Origin of the sequence: Lawsonella clevelandensis, assembly GCF_001293125.1 — a bacterium.
Classification (GTDB): domain Bacteria; phylum Actinomycetota; class Actinomycetes; order Mycobacteriales; family Mycobacteriaceae; genus Lawsonella; species Lawsonella clevelandensis.
This window is the reverse complement of the sequence record NZ_CP009312.1, coordinates 789,171-809,990: the sequence shown is the minus strand read 5'-3', so window position 1 is coordinate 809,990 and position 20,820 is coordinate 789,171. Positions and strand designations below refer to the sequence as shown.

Annotated in this window: 26 protein-coding genes; 16 read left to right on the top strand and 10 right to left on the bottom strand. The window is 55.4% G+C overall.

Annotation, left to right across the window (positions count from 1 at the left end; genetic code table 11):
* Window positions 1-76: 76 nt before the first annotated feature.
* Entirely contained in the window at window positions 77-829 is a 753-nt protein-coding gene (locus tag IY73_RS03685; protein WP_053978852.1) for a DNA alkylation repair protein, read from the bottom strand.
* A 639-nt stretch (window positions 830-1,468) separates the two neighbouring features.
* Between IY73_RS03685 and IY73_RS03680 the strand changes: the two genes are divergently transcribed.
* The 3 genes from IY73_RS03680 (at window position 1,469) to IY73_RS08305 (ending at window position 4,088) form a co-directional block, all read left to right on the top strand.
* Window positions 1,469-2,362, top strand: a complete 894-nt coding sequence (locus tag IY73_RS03680; protein ID WP_053978851.1) for an MspA family porin — start codon at window positions 1,469-1,471, stop codon at window positions 2,360-2,362.
* 30 nt (window positions 2,363-2,392) lie between these two features.
* Window positions 2,393-2,644 carry a hypothetical protein gene (locus tag IY73_RS03675; protein ID WP_053961878.1) on the top strand — a complete coding sequence of 84 codons (252 nt, stop codon included), beginning with the start codon at window positions 2,393-2,395 and terminating at the stop codon, window positions 2,642-2,644.
* An 844-nt stretch (window positions 2,645-3,488) separates the two neighbouring features.
* The gene (locus IY73_RS08305; RefSeq protein ID WP_148565042.1) at window positions 3,489-4,088 is read left to right on the top strand and encodes a hypothetical protein; all 600 of its coding nucleotides are present in this window, start codon (window positions 3,489-3,491) and stop codon (window positions 4,086-4,088) included.
* Window positions 4,089-5,505: 1,417 nt separating this feature from the next.
* On the opposite strand, the gene IY73_RS03670 is transcribed toward IY73_RS08305, so the two are convergent.
* The 3 genes from IY73_RS03670 to IY73_RS03665 form a co-directional block, all read right to left on the bottom strand.
* Window positions 5,506-5,856 carry a HigA family addiction module antitoxin gene (locus IY73_RS03670; RefSeq protein ID WP_199397494.1) on the bottom strand — a complete coding sequence of 117 codons (351 nt, stop codon included), beginning with the start codon at window positions 5,854-5,856 and terminating at the stop codon, window positions 5,506-5,508.
* Window positions 5,831-6,049: a type II toxin-antitoxin system RelE/ParE family toxin gene (locus IY73_RS08085; RefSeq protein WP_237025143.1), complete on the bottom strand. Its 219-nt coding sequence runs from the start codon at window positions 6,047-6,049 to the stop codon at window positions 5,831-5,833. Before IY73_RS08085 ends, IY73_RS03670 begins: the two co-directional genes overlap by 26 nt.
* Before the next feature lie 276 nt (window positions 6,050-6,325).
* Window positions 6,326-6,889: a recombinase family protein gene (locus IY73_RS03665; protein WP_082346630.1), complete on the bottom strand. Its 564-nt coding sequence runs from the start codon at window positions 6,887-6,889 to the stop codon at window positions 6,326-6,328.
* A gap of 1,008 nt (window positions 6,890-7,897) precedes the next feature.
* Here IY73_RS03665 and IY73_RS03660 point away from each other — a divergent pair.
* A complete protein-coding gene (locus IY73_RS03660; RefSeq protein ID WP_148565041.1) occupies window positions 7,898-8,470 on the top strand; it encodes a hypothetical protein in 573 nt (190 codons plus the stop codon).
* On the opposite strand, the gene IY73_RS03655 is transcribed toward IY73_RS03660, so the two are convergent.
* The gene (locus IY73_RS03655) at window positions 8,471-8,695 is read right to left on the bottom strand and encodes a thermonuclease family protein (protein WP_257720274.1); all 225 of its coding nucleotides are present in this window, start codon (window positions 8,693-8,695) and stop codon (window positions 8,471-8,473) included.
* A gap of 362 nt (window positions 8,696-9,057) precedes the next feature.
* Between IY73_RS03655 and IY73_RS08810 the strand changes: the two genes are divergently transcribed.
* From IY73_RS08810 to IY73_RS08300, 7 genes are all read left to right on the top strand, one after another.
* A complete protein-coding gene (locus IY73_RS08810) occupies window positions 9,058-9,264 on the top strand; it encodes a type II toxin-antitoxin system HicA family toxin (protein ID WP_082345381.1) in 207 nt (68 codons plus the stop codon).
* 6 nt (window positions 9,265-9,270) lie between these two features.
* Complete coding sequence (locus IY73_RS03650; RefSeq protein WP_053961880.1) at window positions 9,271-9,648, top strand: hypothetical protein; 378 nt, start codon at window positions 9,271-9,273, stop codon at window positions 9,646-9,648.
* A gap of 35 nt (window positions 9,649-9,683) precedes the next feature.
* Window positions 9,684-9,836 carry a hypothetical protein gene (locus IY73_RS08390; protein WP_158408673.1) on the top strand — a complete coding sequence of 51 codons (153 nt, stop codon included), beginning with the start codon at window positions 9,684-9,686 and terminating at the stop codon, window positions 9,834-9,836.
* A gap of 5 nt (window positions 9,837-9,841) precedes the next feature.
* Window positions 9,842-10,255 carry a hypothetical protein gene (locus IY73_RS03645; RefSeq protein WP_148565040.1) on the top strand — a complete coding sequence of 138 codons (414 nt, stop codon included), beginning with the start codon at window positions 9,842-9,844 and terminating at the stop codon, window positions 10,253-10,255.
* Window positions 10,252-10,620, top strand: a complete 369-nt coding sequence (locus IY73_RS03640) for a hypothetical protein (RefSeq protein ID WP_053978847.1) — start codon at window positions 10,252-10,254, stop codon at window positions 10,618-10,620. The genes IY73_RS03645 and IY73_RS03640 overlap by 4 nt, the downstream gene beginning before the upstream one ends.
* Entirely contained in the window at window positions 10,617-11,054 is a 438-nt protein-coding gene (locus tag IY73_RS03635) for a hypothetical protein (RefSeq protein WP_053978846.1), read from the top strand. Before IY73_RS03640 ends, IY73_RS03635 begins: the two co-directional genes overlap by 4 nt.
* Window positions 11,055-11,258: 204 nt before the next feature.
* Window positions 11,259-11,519, top strand: a complete 261-nt coding sequence (locus IY73_RS08300; protein WP_148417544.1) for a hypothetical protein — start codon at window positions 11,259-11,261, stop codon at window positions 11,517-11,519.
* 219 nt (window positions 11,520-11,738) lie between these two features.
* On the opposite strand, the gene IY73_RS03625 is transcribed toward IY73_RS08300, so the two are convergent.
* A complete protein-coding gene (locus IY73_RS03625; RefSeq protein WP_053961872.1) occupies window positions 11,739-12,833 on the bottom strand; it encodes a DUF5808 domain-containing protein in 1,095 nt (364 codons plus the stop codon).
* Window positions 12,834-12,835: 2 nt separating this feature from the next.
* A complete protein-coding gene (locus IY73_RS03620; protein ID WP_053961871.1) occupies window positions 12,836-13,231 on the bottom strand; it encodes a GntR family transcriptional regulator in 396 nt (131 codons plus the stop codon).
* A 177-nt stretch (window positions 13,232-13,408) separates the two neighbouring features.
* On the opposite strand from IY73_RS03620, the gene IY73_RS03610 reads away from it, so the two are divergent.
* The 4 genes from IY73_RS03610 to IY73_RS03595 all read left to right on the top strand — a co-directional run bounded on the left by IY73_RS03610 (window position 13,409) and on the right by IY73_RS03595 (window position 17,433).
* The gene (locus IY73_RS03610) at window positions 13,409-13,942 is read left to right on the top strand and encodes a hypothetical protein (RefSeq protein ID WP_053978843.1); all 534 of its coding nucleotides are present in this window, start codon (window positions 13,409-13,411) and stop codon (window positions 13,940-13,942) included.
* 245 nt (window positions 13,943-14,187) lie between these two features.
* Window positions 14,188-15,807: a hypothetical protein gene (locus IY73_RS03605; protein ID WP_053978842.1), complete on the top strand. Its 1,620-nt coding sequence runs from the start codon at window positions 14,188-14,190 to the stop codon at window positions 15,805-15,807.
* Window positions 15,807-16,856, top strand: coding sequence for a hypothetical protein (locus IY73_RS03600; protein WP_053978841.1), 1,050 nt, complete (start codon window positions 15,807-15,809; stop codon window positions 16,854-16,856). Before IY73_RS03605 ends, IY73_RS03600 begins: the two co-directional genes overlap by 1 nt.
* Window positions 16,857-16,938: 82 nt before the next feature.
* Window positions 16,939-17,433: a hypothetical protein gene (locus IY73_RS03595; RefSeq protein WP_053978840.1), complete on the top strand. Its 495-nt coding sequence runs from the start codon at window positions 16,939-16,941 to the stop codon at window positions 17,431-17,433.
* An 18-nt stretch (window positions 17,434-17,451) separates the two neighbouring features.
* On the opposite strand, the gene IY73_RS03590 is transcribed toward IY73_RS03595, so the two are convergent.
* Both IY73_RS03590 and IY73_RS03585 read right to left on the bottom strand, forming a co-directional pair.
* Entirely contained in the window at window positions 17,452-18,051 is a 600-nt protein-coding gene (locus IY73_RS03590) for a sugar O-acetyltransferase (protein ID WP_053961866.1), read from the bottom strand.
* Window positions 18,052-18,302: 251 nt separating this feature from the next.
* The gene (locus tag IY73_RS03585) at window positions 18,303-18,791 is read right to left on the bottom strand and encodes a glutathione peroxidase (RefSeq protein ID WP_053978839.1); all 489 of its coding nucleotides are present in this window, start codon (window positions 18,789-18,791) and stop codon (window positions 18,303-18,305) included.
* 253 nt (window positions 18,792-19,044) lie between these two features.
* On the opposite strand from IY73_RS03585, the gene IY73_RS03580 reads away from it, so the two are divergent.
* Window positions 19,045-19,737 carry a hypothetical protein gene (locus IY73_RS03580; protein WP_053978838.1) on the top strand — a complete coding sequence of 231 codons (693 nt, stop codon included), beginning with the start codon at window positions 19,045-19,047 and terminating at the stop codon, window positions 19,735-19,737.
* Window positions 19,738-19,757: 20 nt separating this feature from the next.
* Here IY73_RS03580 and IY73_RS03575 read toward each other — a convergent pair whose 3' ends face one another.
* Window positions 19,758-20,726, bottom strand: coding sequence for a cytochrome c biogenesis CcdA family protein (locus IY73_RS03575; protein ID WP_082346547.1), 969 nt, complete (start codon window positions 20,724-20,726; stop codon window positions 19,758-19,760).
* Between the last annotated feature and the right edge of the window lie 94 nt (window positions 20,727-20,820).

Below are 20,820 nucleotides of genomic sequence, written 5' to 3'. Positions count from 1 at the left end.
ACTTGAGCCGGTGCTGCCGGTAGCTTATTGTCATCGCTAGTTTCGGCTGCAAGCGCTAGCGTACTCGGCGGCTAACTCAAGCGTGCCTGCCTCGTATAGCTGCCCGAAGGGCGCGTAGTTCAGTTTTGTCGCCAGCACTGATCCGCCGGGACTCAATGCTTTTCTGTATCGCCTTCAGCCGAGCCTCCACGCTCAACGGCACCCCGGCAGCCTCCGGGTCCCGCAGGACAGGCCAGATGGCGTCGGGTTGGGTGACCAGAGCGGTCGCCAGGTACCAGCCTTGCAGCATATGGCTGTAGTAGTCCTGGCTGGGGATGCGGGCGACCCACTGCAGATGTTCGGGTCGGAAAAGGTCGCGCAGGTAGTTGGACATCAGCAGTACCCCACCCACCCGGGACGTATAGGTGTGGGAGTCGGCCAGCCAGGTACGCAGGTATGGTTCAAGCCGTTGGAGTTCCTCCGTGGGGAGTTTCGGCCCGGCTGCATCGCTCACCATCCAGTTGGTGATGTGCGGCAGGAAGGGTTCGAGCGCAGTAGCGTACTCGTCAGCATCCCGCAGCTGGTTGAGTAGCAGCATGTGCAGCAGGTTCTCTTCCAGATACCGGTGAGGCAGGTCGGATAGGAAGGCGCCGGCCAGGGGACGGTTGTGCCGCCACAGGTCTTTGGCGATCTGTCGCAGGGTGGGAATGCGGATGCCGAGGAGCGCTTCGTCGGATTCGGTAGGGACGAGTCGTGCGTTGAAGCTCCGCAGGGGTGGTTCGCCTAATTCTTCCAGCTGTGTGCGGAGCTCATTCGCACTGCTGGCCTGGGTGTTGATGTGCTCGCACATGCCGCTTCTCCTTTGTGCTGTGTAGTGACAGCTGGGTGACGGTCCTTACGTTAGTTCCCTGCGAGTGGGTTGTGCGCTGGCAGATGCGGACGATTTTAGCTTATGGTGAGCTCGTGGTTGTAGTGTTTCCCCGGCACCGCATTCACCTCACCGCCCCACCGGAAACCTCCACGTCTCAACAAGAAAACTCACCACAGTAATAACCACTCACTAACTATGCCTGTTCTCAATTACACGACAGGCGACGAGACCTCTTATCCGCATGAAGCGCCCACCCAACCACACCAACTCACGTACCCTGGTGGAGTTACCCACTTGTGGGCATGCGACACCACCACATATAAATCGCTCGGATGGAGCCACTTCTGAATGTTTTATGTGGTGGCGAATTTCTAGGTACGCCGGAAATTCACCCCTTAAAGTGCTCCAATATCGCGGTGAGGAAAATTGGAGTCTGACAGTTCACGCACAGCCTGTCGCGTAGGCGTTGAAGCTTTATCTTGTGCTTCCCTATTTCGTGTTTTATGAGCGGGTTTGATTGTTATGTGGTCTGTGGGCGCTGGTTGCACTTCTTGGTGCTAGATTTTTAGGAGTAATACTTCTTCGACTCATCAAAAACCCTCTTGAAGAAGGCTCCTCATGCTCCCTATTGCTACTCCCAGCTTCCGGTCACATCGTCTCCACAAGGGAGCAGCAAGTATCGTGGCGTGCAGTCTTTGCCTATCATGTGGTCTCCCTGCCGCACATGCGTGGGAGCCGGGTATTGACGGTAGTCGCGCGGATGTTATCCGATCAGGTAAAACCATTGATGGGTGGACTGTCACCGCGAAAAAACAAGGGGAGAGATTCCGCATCGTTGCTCCACTTGCAGGGGACGCATCCTCGCATGAGGGTTTTATTTCCTTGCAAGGCATAGGAGAAATCACCGGTCATGGCGTCTCAAAGATTCTGCAGGGTACTGTTGACGTCGGCTATATGGTGGGTTGTGGTGTTGATACCTCCGATGGATTCACTATCGGGCAATCCTATTCTGCTTCTCTTACCCCCAGCGTTGGCCTCTCCACAGACAAAGGGGTCTCATCCCAGACCACCGGACACGGCTCTGTTACCCCCAGCGGTTCTCTCACTGGTAATGGTTCCCTCACCCCCACAGTGACCCTCGGTTTTCCCATCTCTAATGTTGGTGGCTCAGCAACAGTAGGAGCATCCGCTACAGGCGGCGCTTCTGCCACGGTAGGTGCTTCCGATACTCTCGGAGGACACGCCAACATCGGAAAACATGCTGACCTCACTACCACTCTCGCTCACACCAGTAGCTTCTCAGCCCACGTCAAACCCGGCTACATCACCACTGTCTGGCTTTTGAACGCTAAGCTCCGCTCTATGCGCGGCGGCGTCTCGATTATCGGGGCGAACCTTGCAGTAACCGGATGCGGAACCACCGTCAAAATCCGCAGCGTCGTGCGTTTTCTCGTCGAAACTGAGCAAGGAACCGCCATGGTCATCGCCTACGGCCGCCCGTTTAGAATCTAAACCCACTTACACTTTCCGGAAGCTGACCTTATGAAACCTCGCATCACCAACTACCTCCTCGGACTAGTGGGCTTCACTGCGCTCCTCGTCTGTTGCGCACTACTGCCCCTCATCTCCACTTGGGCAACCCACTACGCTCCAGTCTTGGTCTACACTGCTTTCTTCCTCATCATGATGCTTGTCGGAGCATTCCTTAACAAAGGTGTCACACAGCTAAGCCACGACTGGACAGATTGGCGCCACACAAAATCCACCATCCCCGCAGACACCACCGATGACTAACCTCCACCGCACTCTTCCTACCCTTGTCGCCACCTTAGGGCTCGTTCTCCTTCCCCAAGGCGCCCTTCATGCACACGCTGAAGAAACCCCTGAGGAACGTTGCCAGAGAGAAACCCAAGCTTACAACGACGCCTGGAAACGACAATGGTCACAAAACCACCCAGACGCCATCGCCACAGGACAAACCCCGCCACCCCCACCAGTCCCTTACCGGTGCGTCGGCACCCCCAGCATCACCCCCACATCTGTCCCCACACCACCGGCTGGAGGAACCAACGGAGCCAGCGGGTCTGTCGGCGGAGGAACACCCATCCCCGGACACATCGACCCCATCACAGGACTGCCGTCCAACACCCCACCACTTAACCAACCCGTCACACCCGGCAGCAGTGGCTACCACGCAGGAAACCCACCCCACAACACACCCGGCCAACTCGACTACAACCCCACCAACCCTTGGATCGACGGGAGACGAACCGGCACCCCATCCACCCCACCACTCAACCACCCAACCCCAACCAACAACCCACACCATAAACAGGGAATCGACCGCCCCAACCTAGGCGACTGGCACCCCACACCCCCAGAAACCCACCCCCTCAACCACCACGAAAAAAGTAGTGGGATAAAAAATAACAAACACTCAGAGGCCACTCATTTCTGGCAGCGGTTGGTCGATAACTTGGCCCCCCACCGCCACATGCCACCTGTACAGGAAAATTATGGCTCGGCGCCCGTACCTTCTGTTGATGACACATCCCCTGTGCGCTCTGCCACCTCCACAGATGGAAAACGCCTGCCAGCGGAAAATAACACTGCCACCGACCCACTAACACTTCTCCTCATGACAGCAGGACTCCTCAGCGGGCTCAGAAATAGGAGCAAAATTAAACACTCATCCTCTAGGCCTGGTTCTTTTCAGCAATACTCTCGGAATGAAACTAGTACCGTCCGAAAACCCAAATATCCTGCTGATGTTCCAGGTAAAAAACTTCCTTTACCCGATGGGAGCACAACAGTAGCACGTCAACCCATGACAGTCTCTACGCTGACACCTATCGAAGAGCCACCTCTACCTGATGTTGTTTCTATAGATTCAACTGCACCTGGGAACACAACAGAGTGGAGTAAACAACAGCCTTTATACGAACCTGATTCTCAGTCAAACGACCGTCCAATAGATGCAAAAATCAGCTACCGCACTCGAGTAATAGGAGCACGCAAAATTGGAGAAAGCGTTGTTACTGTTAACGGAAAGAAATACCGGAAAACGCAATACCAATATCGCCTTCAATATCAAAGCATAGTAATTGTGTATCAGACTAATGAAACATCACAAGGCGCACCTATCAATCCCTTCGGCACGAAGGGAGAGTGGCAAGACCTAGATGATGATACTTACCGGAAATTCCTTAAAAACGACGTTCCACTAGCACGATATTAATAACGAATAATGAGTAGTCTACGGTCAAGAACCATCTCGCACGCAGCTATCTGCCTACTTCTTTGCGTCCTGCTGATAGGAAGCAGTCATTACATCGCAGCCATTAACCCTACCATCAGCAATGCTGACAGAGTCTCCTGCACCACAATCCTCACAAGAATCAGCACCTACCGCATAGACGATAAATCCGCGAAGCTAACTAGTCCTGATCCCAACATCGACAATTCCCAACAAGATCTAGCACTATACGACGACTACCAACACTATCTACAAGCAACCTATATAGCTCCCGGCACATCACCAACACTACGAAACAAATTCCACCGCTACATAACCTCCATCAACAATTACCGAAATTACGTTTTAAACCAGACACCAGCCGACACAATAGAAGAAGCGATAGCCATCCAGCTAGAACTACCAAAAGAAACCACTTACGCTTACCGCGGACTAAAAGACCACTGCCAGAGATAAAAATAGCTCAGCCAACATCCCCCACAAACACCACTACCGCCATCTACCCAGGGAAAATAAACCCGCAACCTTACCATTAAGTGTTCTTGCATGAAGCACAACACAAAGATATAGAAAGGAGCCCTTCTATACCGGGAATGTTTGAGCTCATGCTTTCTGTAGTGCTGTCTCTACTCTGTATCTTCGTGGTATTTCGCTCCCACCTGTTCAGTGGACATAGCCATTATCTCGCATTTTGTTTTCTGTAGCGGTGGCGCTTGTCTTTTTGCCGTATTGCGTTGCTTGTGTGTCTCTACTAGGAGAAGCATTTAAAGCACGGAATAGCCCCAGTTCAGTTACTATTTTCGCGGTCACCATCATTGGAATAACACTTATTTTGTTCGGTATTTCCATACGGCCATCCAGCTGGAAAGGATGGATAAAACTCGTGTTCCTTGTCCTCGCGGTCTGCTGTATAGGAGCATGGGGTTGGATGATGGCAATGATGTTCTACATGGGCTCCTATGACCCGCTAGAACTCGCCAAATACATAGGACCAACATAACCCGCACAAAATGTTCTCCTCACACAACAGACGAGGAGGACGAAACTATACGCAGTACACAACTACAAATTTCAGCCACCAACAATCAAAACTGTATGCGCGGTGACATGACAAGCCGGTGCTTCTTGCGGAGAGAAAAAGAAAATAAAGCCCGCCCTCTTAGAACCAAATGCATGTAGCCGTACAAGCCTAATAATTCGACGGTGACCTAGCTGATGGTTATATCCCCACCGTATCTAAAGTTCGACACTCACCCCGACCACATTGCCGAAATGGGTGACCTAGCCGCCCGCGTCGGTGGAATACCCCAGACGATTACGTATCCTAAAGAACAACTACCCCAACTAAAGAATTATGCCTCCACCATNCAGANGGTGGAGGCATAATTCTTTAGAGTCTTTAGGCAGCCGCCCATACACCAACATCTGATAAGTCAGTTTTACGACGTGCAGTCCTTAGATCATAAAGAGACTGCAGCCTTATCCATACAACAGGATCCATAGAGAAAAACTTCCCCAGACGTAAAGCCAAGTCGGCAGTGATACGAGCTTCACCGCGAACCACCTTAGAGATACGCGATTCACTCACCCCAACTTCTTTCGCCAACCGATACTGGCTAATCCCCATGGGATCTAAAAATTCTTCTTTAAGCACCTCACCCGGACACGTCTCTAACTGGGAACTCTCCCCACTAGACATCCCATAAGTATCGTCATCACAGTAACTAGTGGTAGTCAACGACATCAACATTGTCAGCCCCTTCATCAGTCCAACGAAAAATGATCCGGTACTTACTGTTAACACGAATAGAATAGAACCCCTCAAGGTCCCCTTTAAGCCTCTCCAAGTGATTAGAAGGAGGAACCCGAAGAGCATCTAAAGAGGTAGCAGCTTCCAAATAGGTGAGTTTCCGATGCACAATCTTACGAAGCTCCGCAGGCACTGATTTCGCATGTACCCCATTCTCATAAAACTGCTGAATACTTCTCTTCTGGAACCTCACAGAAAATACTACACCTTTAGGGAAGTACTGTCAATAATGGAAAGCACAGGGGAAAATGAAGAAAAGCGAATCCCACAATTACGGAACCAGCACGTAGCCGTACAAGCCTAAAGAAACTCGACAATGACCTAGCCGATGGTTACATCCCCACCGATATAACCATCACACCACTAATACACACGTGTGTACTTTTCTTTTTCATATAGTCATGGCGACTTACTCTGCTTCCTGCAAAGCACGGTAGATAGTTTGTCGGGAGACATGAAAACTTCGAGCTACAGCCGACACCGTCTCCCCTCCCCGCACCAAAGCGCGTACCTGCTTCTTCTGCTCCACACTCAACTTCGGCTTAGGACCCGCAACCCTCCCCTGCGCCCTAGCATGCGCCACCCCTTCACGAGTACGCTGCACCAACAAATCCCGCTCCCACTCAGCAAGAGACGCCATCACATTCACCACCACCTTATCCGCAGGACGCGAAGTATCGAGCGCAGGATCAAGCACCTGAACATTGATCTCACGCTCAGCAAGATCAGCAATAGTAGTCACCGTCTCATAAAGATTACGACCAAGACGGTCAAGACGAGTCACAACAAGAGTATCGCCAGGACGCATGTAACCAAGAGCATCAGTAAGGCCAGGACGCTGCCACTTCGCACCAGAGATAGTGTCCGAATACAGATGCCGAGGATCACACCCAGCATCAATAAGCGCCTCACGCTGAGTGTCAAGCGACTGCCCCTGACGAGCAGTTGAGACCCGTGCGTAACCAATTTTCACCAAGAACCACCTCCACTGCAGACACACCAAGCATGACCCCCTAAGGAAAACTTCAACCCTGGTTCCTGCAAGCACATCTCACAATCCATCATCACTGTCTTGCAGTTCCAGTCAGATTTCCTAGTGTCCAATATCGGTCCAACACGGACACCACACCAAAACAAACACCAAGACAAACATCCACACCCTTCAAGATGTTCCACAATCGGTGTCCAATATAGTGACTGTACCAAGATAACATCATTAACGATATTGGACGAGACAATGAACGGCGAAACAGAGCTCTAGACCTACAGTGACCGAAGTCAAATTTCTAGACATGGAAACTAGAGATCAAATAACGACAACTTAAAAGCCGTTTTCCTCCGTTTATCAACTCTCTAACCCATAGTCTCGGGGCAGGCTGAAAGATCTCTTCTCCGGCATGGGATACGCTGTTGTGGAGTAGGGCTCGATGTGTGTCAGCGGGGCTGGTTCTAGAGGCGAGACTCTTTTTTCGCCACCCGTACAGTAGAGCCCTTGTGACGTTCCTTGGAGGTGCTGCTCCCTCATTAGTTTGTACACTTCTACCGATGTTTTGCCCCTCAAGAGTTCTCTTTCTCTTACATCATCAAGCGGTTCACACCCAGCTACTCCACGAGATAATGCATGTGCGAGATAGCGTCTATCCTGAAAGAAGGCGGCAAGATAACGGGCGGCATGTACTTCTTCTGGGATGATGTGAGTCGCCTTGATCTCTGCCCCCCACTCTCTGCTGAGAATTGTGCAGGGTGTGTACCCTGCCAACATCGACATAGAAGATCAGGGGATGCGTCTTCGCTACACCAAGGCTCCTGTTATGGAGTCCCCTAGTTGGGAACTACCTTCTTAAGCTTCTTCCCTCTGCTCAAAGAGATGTTCTCTAGGGATGAGTGGTGGGTAGATGCGAGGGTCGTCACTGTTGTGGTGCTCTGCCGAGTGGTTAGTATTAGGTGTTGTTGCTCATGCTGTTGGTGAAGGGTTCTGTTTGTGGTGAAGCGTTCTGTTTGTGGTGTTCTTTCAGGTGTTCTCGCGGTGGGGTTGGGCGCGGGTGTTGCTCATGCGGATGTGATTATTGCTGATCCGCCATCAACCCCGGCGAAGATTACTGTGAAGAATCCGGCTGAGCCGTATCCTCTTGCACAGCCGCCGGTGGAGTGGACCGTTTATGCACAGCCGTATGGTTTGGTTCCGCGAGGAAAAGCGCAGTCTAACTACACTTTTTCGGGAGCATTTCAGAATGCGCCGATTAAAGGGACGTTTGGACAGCCGCTTAGATATAGCCGGTTTTATAAGACGGCCCATGAGTGCAACGCAGCTTTAGACCCTGCCGGACATACTTACGCGCCGCTGAACATTATTGTTCCGCAGCATTATGTGTGGATGGCCAAGAATGACTGGACAGAGAACTTAAATTTTAAGTGTTATCAGATTTTTAACGGTATGTGGGTTCACGAATACCGTAATTACTTTGAGATTCCTGGTATAAAGAATCCGCAGAAATTGCCGGGTCGTTACCCGTCTCGTGTTCCTATGGATCAGAAGAAATATTTGCGGAAGTAATTATCTTTGTGGGCAGACGCTCGGGTTCCATAGTCCTCGGTTGTGGTCTCGGGCATCTTTTTCTGCCGCTTTAAACTCTGTCTGGTAGCGGTAGGGACCTGCGTAGGTGGCTTCATGTGCGTAGCCATAGTGAATGAGCTCCAGGTTGTGGAGGGTATGTCCTAACCATACGTAGGCGAGCATTCTTCCATAACGGTCGGGGCTTCCCAGCTTCGACCACCCCACCACAATGACAAGTCGCGTTAAAGGGGTGGCCGTCCGCTCAAAGCGGGCGGCCACCCCCACCCCACAAGAAGAAAACCCACTGCAGCCATAACCCTCGACCTAAACCACCATTAATACTTTTGTCTACCTTCTATAAGAGCAATAGAAGGTATGAAGGAACAAGACTACACAGTCTGAGGGCTAGGAATTATCTTCAACATCTCCTACCAACGAGCCGCCAAATTAGCCTGCTAAAAGCTCCCTCCTTCTTTGGTTTCTCTCCTTCACTAACAGCTAACACTCTTATTCCCCTGTTTTATCTAACTAAAACTAATCGCTATAGCGATCTTGCGTTGTGCGCTATAGTGCTATAGCATATAGTTATGGTGAAAGAACAAAAGTACCGGACGGTTACTAGTTTTCTTCAAGAAAACGGATGGAAGCTTCTCCGGCAAGGAAAGGGTAGCCATGAAATATGGTGGCACCCGGGTTCCGGAGACCGGGTTATTGTTCCGCATCATAAAAATATTTCGGCAGGCGTTTTACAAGGAATTGGAAAGCATATTCCTCTTCCGAAAGAATGGAGGTAGCTGCTCATGTCCACTCACTATGATGTTGTAGCTGAACCAGAAGGACGCTGGTGGATTGTCCGTGTTCCCTCTTTAGAGATCACAGGGCAGGCACGTAATCTTGCCGAAGTAGACGACGTTGCGGCAGAGATTATTGGCTTATGGCTAGACTGCCCCACTAGTGAAATTACAACGACCGTCACTCTTAAAATCCCAGACTCTATCCAGAAAATTCTTGATAAAGCATCCACACAAGAAAAAGAAGCAGAACAACTTGCACGCGATGCGCGCACAACAAGAAGCGCCGCTCTTCACCAACTCGTGGACGGAGGACTCACCATCACCGACACCGCGAAGCTTGTAAAACTTTCGAGACAACGAGTAAGCCAGCTCATCACTGCATAACAACTAGTTGAGCAATAGCACGAGGGCCCCTCTGTATGGGAACCAAAAACGGTGTCGACATCGTCAACCAACACAGCAGCGCAGAAGACAAACACGACTACCATGCTGACTGGCAAACAGACACCCGAAACTCTGAAGACATGGCTATTTTTGTTCATGTCTACTACCCAGGGGAGCCACGGAAGTGAATGACATGTCTTCTTATGTTCATAGGTTTCGTAGGCTAGCCGCCATCACACTCAGCCTCACACTAGTAACAGGAATCGCAACAGTAATCCCCCAAAGCCGCGCAGTACTCGTCAACCGCCCCTACTGCGAAACTCGCTTCTATGGATACCTCCCCCCTGGAGAAGAACCTTTCCGCAATACCGCGGCGCTTAATGGACTGTGGGAGACACTTTCTGAAACCAGCTACCTCGTCACAGAACACTACGATCCCCGCATCGCAGCCCTACAGGAAGCTTCATTCCTCACCTACTACATTCCTGTACCTGATATTGATTACTACTTCAAAAGTTTCTACACCATATGGGATGGATTCTGCCGTATGCAGTACCCCGTCTTCTGGTACGACTACATACAAGGTCCCCTCCACTACTCATCATGACACCACCCACTAAACGCGCCACTCTTGTTCTCTGCCTCTGCTTGGGGCTTATTTTTGGTATCACTATCCCGCTGAGTGTGGAAAACACGCGTCTTACCGACCGCGACTTCTGCCAGGCTCTTCCCACCCGGCTTCCTCTCGATACCACGCCTTCAACCCCCGCCGATGCCGTTAGCACCATGGCGTCCCTGCGCAGCGACTTTAAGCTCAGCAACAAAGTCCAGTTGTTCACCTCCTTCTACATGATCTTCGCCATCAACCACCACAACATCTACAACGAGTACCCCCACCACACCCACTACCTCACCCGTGCGGAAAAAACAGCCCTCCACGACATCTACCAGCACTGCGGACTACCACAATGAGTGCACACACCTCCCTGCAACACCTCAAAACACTCCCCCTCGCAGCACTTGCCAGCATAGTGTTCGCCACCAGCCTCCTAGTAGGTACCGGCCTCGGCTTCGGTTTCCGCGCCGCCCACCACACCCTCGCCGACGCGCACAGTTGCCTCACCATACACGACAACCTCTGGGACACCTACCGCAACCACCCAGATACTCTCACCCGACAACTCGCGCTCGAAGAAACCTACCAACTCCACGACATCCGCGCCGCCAAACACGTCTCCCCCACCATCCGCCAACTCACCACTACCATCCTCAGCCTCGACGCCATCTACATCGACTCCACCAACCCCGACTACACCACACCCCCACTGACACCCACCCAATACACCCACTACACCCACCTTCTCGCAAAAAACCGCACCGCAATCCGCCACCTCTGCTACAAATAAAAACTAGTCAGCAGACCACTCCCCACTCTCAGCACCGTAGCTCCCCGATCAAGAAAGCACCCCGCCCGCCTAGGGACGCGACCCAACCACACAGCAACCCCCACGAATCCCCAATAGAAGAACACACCACGGAAAAGGAGCCCACAATCCCGCCTCTTACTGTCTCTAGCAGCAGCGCTTATTGTTCTGCCGGGCAGCATCCTGGTGTCGACAGCATTAGAACAGGGTTTTAAACTGCGCAACAGACCACAGGCCATCCTCATCTTCGCTGCCGTCATTATCGTCGTGGCAGTTATTCTACTTTTTATCTCCATACGGCCATCCACCTGGAAAGGATGGACAAAACTCGTACTCGTCGCCCTCGCAGTCTGTTGTATAGGAACATACTGCTGGCTACAAATGATGGTCATCTACATGGGCTCCTATAACCCACTAGAACTCGCCAAATACATAGGCCCAACATAACAACTCCTCTCTAACAACACCCCGCCTACTTAAGGATGCGGCACCCACCACTAGCCGAAAATTACAACCTCACCAATTCAGGGTTTGGTTACCGTACACCGGCCGAAGTTGAAGCAGGATTGTGGAAGAACAACCCAGCCCAAGAATTGATAGAAACCAAGACAAATGCTGAGGAACAACACCCGGGGCAGTTCACGTGATGTCACTACGTGTGCACGTCTACCAGAAGAAAGCTGGCAAGGAGATCAACACCACTACTGCCACGAAGAAACCCAGTGCTAGCAGTACACCGCGCGGGTTGCCCCAGTTGATATCTAGACCAACGCCTGCCCGTCGATCCACGAACATCGCCGGATCATTCTTGTTCACGTAAAACAGGCCCAACCGGTAGAACTCATCTTGGTTACGGCCATCCGCATCATCCGGGTCCACCGGTACAGATCGGGCTACCCTCACCATGTGTGCCAGCATTGCTGCAATAGGTGCCAGGAGTAGCGCCATACCAACAAACGTTACCGCATTCGTCGCATCCGCAAACGGTGGCATCACTGACAACGTCAGCGCACTCAGCCCGAGGGAGTAGCACACCGTCACCCACCCCAAATCCTGCTGCAGTGCCTCAAATAACAATCCCGCGCGTAGCCGTGCGGATGGTGAGGTGGCGGTGCGGAATCGCCCAGGGTTAAACGCCACAACTACTGCCGCCAGCAGCAGTACGGTTACTAGCCCGAGAGTAAAAAAGACGGGACCAAACACAGTGCTCACACTTTTCGCCACCACAGCACCAGCGGTACCATCTGGGTCTGGTATCGAAGCCGGAATCGCATCCCACCGCAGCCACAACACCAGTGCGGTAAGGGCCGTCACCGCATACGCTCCTACATAGAGCGGCCACGGCACCGGCACTCGCGGCATCGCATTGGCAGGTGTGCCGGGTGTCAACGACCCCGCAACCTCCACGCGGGCATCTTCAAACCAGTTCTTTTTCGCCTTCTCCCGGCGAATCACTTGGCCAGCCCACCACCAGATAGGCACCAAAGATAGTACCTGTACCATCACTAGAACAGACAACACCACAACAGCCTGATGCTCCGGTAGAACAAGCCCGCACACTACAACAACCGCAGCCAGCACTACGGCCACCACAGCGTTTGTCGTATGGAAGCGGCGCCAGCCAACACCAACAACGGGATCATCTCGGTGTGCTACCGGCACGCTCACACCTAGCGGACTGTTGTGAGGGACTAGTGCTGGCAAACTGAGCCATAGCAGCGGAATAATCGCAAATAGTAGCGCAGACAATACAGTGGACATGGCTATACGCCCTTCTCTTCCGTCATCGTAGGAAATGATTCCAAGACCCTGTTGACCTGTGTGCTTATGTCGGCAGCACCAACACCTTGGCAGTGAGCCTTCGCCAATAAGGTCGTTAACTCCTTTTGGAACTGTGCAACATGATCTGGGTGCGGAGTGGTATTCCCCACCACTACGCTTCCTTCCCGCATTGATGTGGTGATAATGCCTTCTGCTTTCAGCAGGTCATAGGACTTCTTTACCGTCGCGGGGTTGATCCCGAAATCCATAGCTAGTGACCGCACTGGAGTCAGCTGTTCGCCGGGGCGGATAGTGCCCTGGGCAATTGCCTCCACAATGCGGTCGTGAATCTGCTGGAAAATGGGTATCGCAGAATGTGGGTTGATGGTGATGATCATGATGTATCCTTACGCAAGGTCAAGCTTGTACCTCTTGTATTAGTAATAGTAGTACAAAGAGAGGTGTTGTACACAAAAATAAACCGAGTAATCAACATCACCTCAAAAAGATGGAACATTTCCGGATGCTCGTCCGTTTTACACAATGACAACATCACCAATCGGGGAAGAAACACCATGAACACCATGCTTCTTGCTGCAAACGAGCTCGAGTACGGATTCACCGTCACAGCTTTCATCCTGGGCGGACTTTTCGGAATCCTCGGCCTCGCCATCTTCATCTGGGCCGTCGTCCGCGTCATCCAACTCCGCTACGTCGACGTCGCCGGCCTTCCATGGGTAGCCTGGCTGCTCATCGTCCTCCTCACCGGAAACATCGGACAAATCGTCTACATCGTGCTGTCCTACACCCACGAGAAGAAACAAAAAGAAGCCGCCGCCAACGGCCTCTACTACGACGGACACAAGTACTACGCACCCATCAACCCCACCGGCGACAACCCCGCCGGAACCCCCAACGGTGCAGCACCGTTCAGCAACCCCGTCTACCCGCACAACCCCGGCCCGTCCTTCAATAACACCTTCCCCTACCCTGGCCCGTACTTCGCCGCCCCCACCGACGGTCCCACAGGCCCAGCACACCCTGCAGAACCCGACGACCACACCAAGAAAGACGGCCCCATCGAACCCCCCACCTCCTCCGACAAATAAACGCTTTCTCCGAGAACTCCACACTGCACCCCACACACACTCGGCGTGGGGTGCAGCCTATTTAGCTATGTAGCCCAAAAATTTTCCCACCAAAAAACAACGTACCTAAAACCAACAAAACTCCAGTTCAAACGTAAAAAAGGAACACACAACCCCACAGAAACACAAAAGTAGGTCCCCACCGCATCCACGCCCCAACTACACTGCTGCGCGACCCATTCAAACACACCGTTGGAATTGAGCGCATGAAGAAAACTCACTCGCTCCCTGTAGCCCTCGCACTCACCGCCACCCTTGGCCTCGGGCTAGCCCACGCCGACGTCGACACCACCCCCCAGTTCGGCCCCGACAAAGCTCCCTCCGAAAGCCACAACCAGAACCCCAACCAGGGAACTGGCAACACCTACAACCAGCCCCCAGAGTATTACCCCGTATACCCCACCTACCCCGCCGCACCCGCACCCAAACCCAGTAAACCGGCGCCGAAACCCTACAAGGGCCTCTACCTCGTCAGCAAAGGGGAGACATTCAAAGCCACCCTCGCCGACAAGAAAGCCCTTAAAGCGGCAGCGAAGAGTGGTGCAGAACACGCCGTCAACGGCTTCACCGCACCCACTTACCTTCCGCGGATCCCCGCGATCCTGCTCCGCGACCCACAGGCACTGAAAAATGATCCCCAGATTCTCAAGAAAACAGCTGCTGCCATAGCATTCCCGGCCGCCGGTGCCATACTCGTTGGCGTACCGGCCGCCGCCGCCGGAGCTGTCGTGGGGGGCGCAGCTGGAACACTCATCGGCGCATCCACCCTGCCCATCGCCACCGTGATCGGTGGCGCAGTACTCGGTCTCACCGCAGGTACTGCCCTCACCGTTGCGCTCACAGTCGCTGGAGCAATTAGCGGCACAGCCCTCCTTGGCGGAGCCGGATTCGTTGGCGGCGGAGTCGGTGGTGCAGCTGCCGGTGCACTCGTCGGCCTTGCCGTTGTTGGCACGGTGGGTGCAGCCGGAGTCGGCGGTGCCGCAGGTGCCGCAGCAGGAGGAATCTGTGCAGCTGTCGGCGCTGCTCTTGCCGGAGTTGGCGCCGTCATCGGTATTCCCTGTGCAGCTGTCGTGGCCGGTGTTGGCGCAGTCGTCGGAGGTGCCGTCGGTATCGGGGGCGGATCGGCCGTCGGTGCCGTACTTGGCTCAGCAGGTGCCGTACTTGTTATCCCCGGCGCCGCCCTTGGTTTCGTCGGCGGCGCACTAGCTGGTGCAGCCACAGGCGTCGCCATCACCGTGGCAGGAACTGCTGCACTCACCGGCCTTGGCCTCGGCGCCGGCCTACTACTGGGAGCACCCGTCGGACTGGCAACCGGGGCACTCGCCGGAGGAACTCTCGCCGGAACCGCCGGAGCACTTTTCGGTGCGACAGTCGTTGGCGGCGTAGCCCACGCAGCTGTCTCCGGAGTGACGGCGGCCGTCGTCTCCCTGGAGAACTCTGCCCGCGCACGGGACAACTATGTCCCCGTCGATGCCGACCGTTACCCGCTGGACTACTCCAGCATGCCGGAGAACGTGAAGGCCACTTTCCAGGACATCAAGGAGATCCTCACCCTGATCAAGCAGCGTGCTAATAAGGCCGGGCTGAAGCGCGACAAGACCGGCAAGCTCGGAAAGTCCGGAAAGCTGGACAAAGTAGGGAAGCTCGGCAAAGTCGGAAAGGTCGACAAAGTCAGCAAGAAGGCTGGCAAAGCTGGCCAGGTAGGGAAGCTCCCCACCGACAAACCGATGAAGAAGCCAAACAAGAGTGACCTTAACAAGGACGCCAAGCAGTTCCAGAAGAAGCTCGACAAGGCCTTCCGCACTCCCAAAAAGGACAACAAGTAGTGCTTTTTGATAGCGACTGGCGGGACTGGCTCAGCCAGTGGGACGCCAACGAAGCGACCACAGGAAACCGCCACACCGGGTTCCCCAACCGCCCAACCACCACCGAGACAACCGCCGCCATCCTGTCCTCGACGGGCCCGGCAGCGCCCGTCCCGCCAGCCGCACCCTCCACCCCCGTGGAGAATCCCATCTCCATCTTCACCCCACCCAATGCCATCCCCGCCGCGGCCAAACCCTACACCACCCCCAGCGCCCCCAACCCGCGCTACGCCACCACCACTGGCCCACTCCTCAGCCTCGACGACGCCCTCGCCGCCACCCCGGCCAGCGCCGTCACCTCCACAAAACCCTCCAAAGCCCCCAAAACGCCCGAGGTCCAGGAAAAACCCAAGGCACCCAAGAAACAAAAAGAACCCAAAAAGCCTGTAATCCGCACCGGCACACCCAAACGCACCAAAAAACACCTCATCTACGCAGCAGCACTCCTCGCTCCCACGCTCATTCTCGCCCTCGGCGTAGGGCTCGGGCTCACTCACAACCACAACACCAAGGCCACCCAGGTAGCCCCCACCACCACAACCGTCGCCCCCGTCGTCAAACAATGGTGCACCCCCCAGCCCGCCAACCCCTACATCTCCAACGCCGGCGGCAACATCACAACCCCCGAAGGGCTCCTCGCCACTATGGAGCAACAATACTTCGGTACCCGCTCCGCCCCCGCTGTCATGGCCCTCATCAGCGGCGGTTGGGCAGACGCCGAGGCCGTCGCCAGCACCATCGACTCACTCCCCAAACAGCCACTTGAATGGTGCACCACCATCCGCACCGCTGAACCAGGCTGGTACACCGTCATCGTCGACTGGCGGACCAAAGGCGACGAACACCACAACACAACCTGGGTAGGGGACTACCACATCGAAAACCTCCCCGGTGTCGGCCTCCGCATCACCGGCATACGCCCCAACCTCACAATCGTCCAGGAACTCCGCAAAAAAGAAGAAGCCGAAAAAGCTGCCAAAGAAGCCTCAGCAAAAGCCGCAGCCGAATAAGCCGACAAGAACCCCGGCACTCCGCCCAACAAGACATCCGCCTCACAGCCCACACCCTCATCCGCCCGAAACTAGGTAACACATGGCCATCCCACTCGTCCACCTCGTCGGCACCTACCCCGGCTGCGGCGCTACCACCCTCGCCCACCTGTGGGGAGATAGCGCAGACGAACGCCCCCTTGACTCACCCCTGCCCGCCAAAGGCAGCCCCTGGGTCGTCCCCGTCATCAAGGACGTCTACCACCCCATGCAGCAGAGCATCAGCATCGTCCAGTACCTCGCCGGCATCCCCCGCCTCCGCATCGCCGGCATCCTCATCCGCCCCGGTAGCGCCGAACCCACCCTGGACCTCGACGAAGCCATCGCCCACCTTCGCGGAATCGTCGGCAACGCCCCCATCCAGCTCCTCGACTACCACGAAGATCTCCCCACCAAAGACATTGACGGCCTCCCCCAATGGGACTTCCGCCGTCCCACCCCCAAACGCTTCGGCCGGGCCCCCTGGTTCCGCACCTTCAGCCAATTCGCCGACATAATCGACTATGTCGTCCGCACCGAACGCAGCAATCCCAGCTAAGCGTCTACAGCAACCCCGCTAGGCGTCCAACATCGGAATCCCCGGTTCCCCCGGCCGGTGCAGCTCCCGCACTGGCCGACACGGTGTACCCACCGCCAGCACATTCGCCGGAATATCACGCGTCACCACACTGCCCGCCCCAATCACACTATTCTCCTCAATCGTCACCCCCGCGCACACCGTCACCCCCGCCGCAATCCACACATTGTCCCCCACCACAATCGGCGCAGACCGCTCCCACCCAGCAGCCCGCATCTCCACATCATCAACCGGGTGAATCGGCGTCACAAATTGCACTCGGGACCCCACCTGTACACCATCCCCCAACGTCACTGTATTCGTATCCAAGAACAGCACATCAAAATTCACAAAACAGCCCCGCCCCACACGGATATTGAACCCGAACTCGCACACCAGTGGCTGCCGCACAACCGACCCCTCCCCGAACTCCCCCCACAAGCCACGCAGAATCTCCGCCCGCAGCGCATCCTCCTCCACCCCCGTGGCGTTGAACCGTGCCAGCTCCCGCTGACACTCCATATACGCGTCCGCCAAATCTGGATCCTTGGCGGGGTTGTACCACTCACCGGCCAACATACGCTCTAAATGCAAACCCATACCCTCATTCTGCCCAAAGCCTCCCCATCCTGCAGGCAACCTGCTCCGTCCAAAACTGCCTCGGCCACACCCACACCTGCCACGCCCAAAACTGCCCCTGCTGCACCCACACCTGCTTCCTCGTGCAGGTAGACACCAGCGGCGCGGTAGGTAGACACCAGCGGCGCGGTAGGCAGACACCAGCGGCGCGGTAGGCAGCAACCTATCCGCGCCGCAGACTGCCTCATTTAGGGAGGTCCGGCTACCCGCTGTTACTGGGCTAGTGCTGCCTCAATGTCGGAGGCGATCTTGGAAGGATCGGTGGTGGGGGAGTAGCGCTTCAAGACGGTGCCGTCGCGGCCAATGAGGAACTTGGTGAAATTCCACTTGATCTTGCTGGCCAGTACCCCCTTCTTCTCAGACTTCAGGTAGGTGTAGACGGGAGATTCGTTGTCTCCGTTCACATCTACTTTGGCCATCATGGGGAAGCTAACGCCGTAGTTGAGGCGGCAGAATTCGCTAATTTCCTGGTTGGTGCCCGGGTCCTGCTGGGCAAATTGGTTGCAGGGGAAGCCAATAATGTAGAAGCCGCGGTCCTTGTATTCCTGGTAGAGGCGCTCCAGCCCATCAAATTGTGGGGTAAATCCACATTTGGAGGCCGTGTTGACCACCAGTAGCACTTTCCCGGAGAAATCGTCGAGGTTGACGGTGCCGCCGGCAGTGGTGTGAACCTGGAAATTCTGGCTGTAGAAGCTGCTCACAGTAACTCCTTGTGTAGTGCGGTATGCGTTTAGTGATAACTATCTGTTGTAGTTATCTTTGCGTGAACAGTGCTGGCTGGCAATTCTGGCCCGGTCGCCCGGTCGCCCGGCAGTCGCACGCGTGAAAAATATCGATCTGATAATAAAAACAATTCCGTTTGATGAATATTCCCAGATCGATACAGCAGCGTACTCGTCTGCCGGTAGCCTGAGGGGAGAGAACGTATTCGGCCACCCCTGCCTAGGAGAACCCATGCAGCCCCGTAGCCTTGCAACCCGCCTTATCGCACCGGCGGCTGCCGTCCTTCTGGCCTTTACTGTGGCCGGCTGCGGTTCGGAAGTGGAGGGCACCGCCACCAGTCAATCCGCCACTAGTTCCAGCGTCGAGGGCACTGGGCCGCAAGAGTCCACACAGCAGAGTGACGGATCCGGTAGCTCCGGCAGTTCGACAGCTACTACGGCGAAGAGCCGTGCCCCACTGGAGGTGACGGAGGACCTGGGATCGAATCGCCGCCTGGGTGCGCCGGAGCGGCGACTGTCTCGCTGCAATGCCCCTGCTAAGCAGTCGTTGCCACGAGGGAAGGCTGCGGCGGTGTTTAGGAGTTCCCGAGGTGGCCTGCTCGTGAAGTATGTGCTGGCGGGCGAGCTGGAGTCGTCTAAGCTGTCGCTTTTTACCTTCGCTACGAACCAGGGGAAGAATCAGCGTCTGGTAGGGGTACGGAATGGGGTGATCGCCCGTAACTCGGCGGTGGTGGGGCAGTCCTCCACTCCGAAGTTACGGGGTGAGTACCAGTACCGTGGGTGGACGCGCATGGAGCCGATGACGGATGGGATGATCCTGTGGGTGGAGATTCCGCCGGATATTTCCCCGGCATTTCAGACGAATATGTGGACGGCGTCGCTGACGGTTGATGGCATAATCGTCTCGTCCTGCACCGTCGGTTAGGGCAGTTGGCTAGCTGACGGCTAGTCGCGTGAGGGCGTGGTCCCGTCGCCGGCCAGGGCTGCGCTGGTGCCCGTCGAGCTCGCGCCTGCCGAGCTGGCTTCCAGCTGGTCCAGTTTGTCGGCAACTTCGCTGGCATCTATCTGTCCGGCCAGTGGTTCCGCACCGTCACCGCCGCGCTTGCGCCGCACAATATAGGCCGCGAGCGCGATGAGCAGCAGCACCAGGACCACCAGAAGCACAATCAGGTCGGTGGAGGAGTTGCCCACGTGGGTCGCCCACAGTTCCGCATTGAATTGGCTGTCCCATCCGGCGATGCCGCTCAGCCCGGCGGTGCCATCGGTCCCCAGGAAAAGTCCGCCGATCAGGATGAACAGCACCCCGGACACAATAGAGGTGGTGTTGGTGGTGATGGGTCCCCACGTCAGTTCTTTGCCGCGCAGCCATTTCTTGTGGGACAGGTCGAAACGTTCCCACAGGATGGCCAGGATGAACAGGGGGATGGCCATGCCGAGGGCGTAGATGGCCATCAGTACCATGCCGTAGAGGGCGCTGCCGCCGGCTACCGCCACGGTGAGGATGCTGCCGAGGATAGGGCCGGAGCAGAAGCTGGCTAGGCCGTAGACGCATCCCAGCAGCAGGACGCTGACGGCGTTGGTGCCGGAGAGTTTACCAACGGCGTCTTGGGCGGGTTGGAAGGCGAAGCCTTTTCCGAACACCGTCATGATGCCAAAGATGATGATGAGGATGCCGGCGAACAGCATGATGCTGGGTCGGATGGAGTCGAAGAGGGAGCCGACTTTGCCCAGGCCGGCGCCTAGCGGCACGAGGGTGATGCAGAGGCCGAGGTAGAAGAGGCCGGTGCGGGTGATGAGTTTACCGAAGCCGTCGAAGGCGTAGGCGAAGAAAGCGGGGAGAAGCAGTGCGGAGCAGGGGCTGATGAGGGTGAGGATGCCGCCTAGGAAGGCTCCCAGGATACCGATAGTGCTCACTCGTCGTCCTTTACGTTCGTTGGGGTGGGGGTGCGGTCGCCAGCCGGTCACACCCGGCGGTATAGCAGGCCAGCCGCCGGAGCTATCAGCCGCC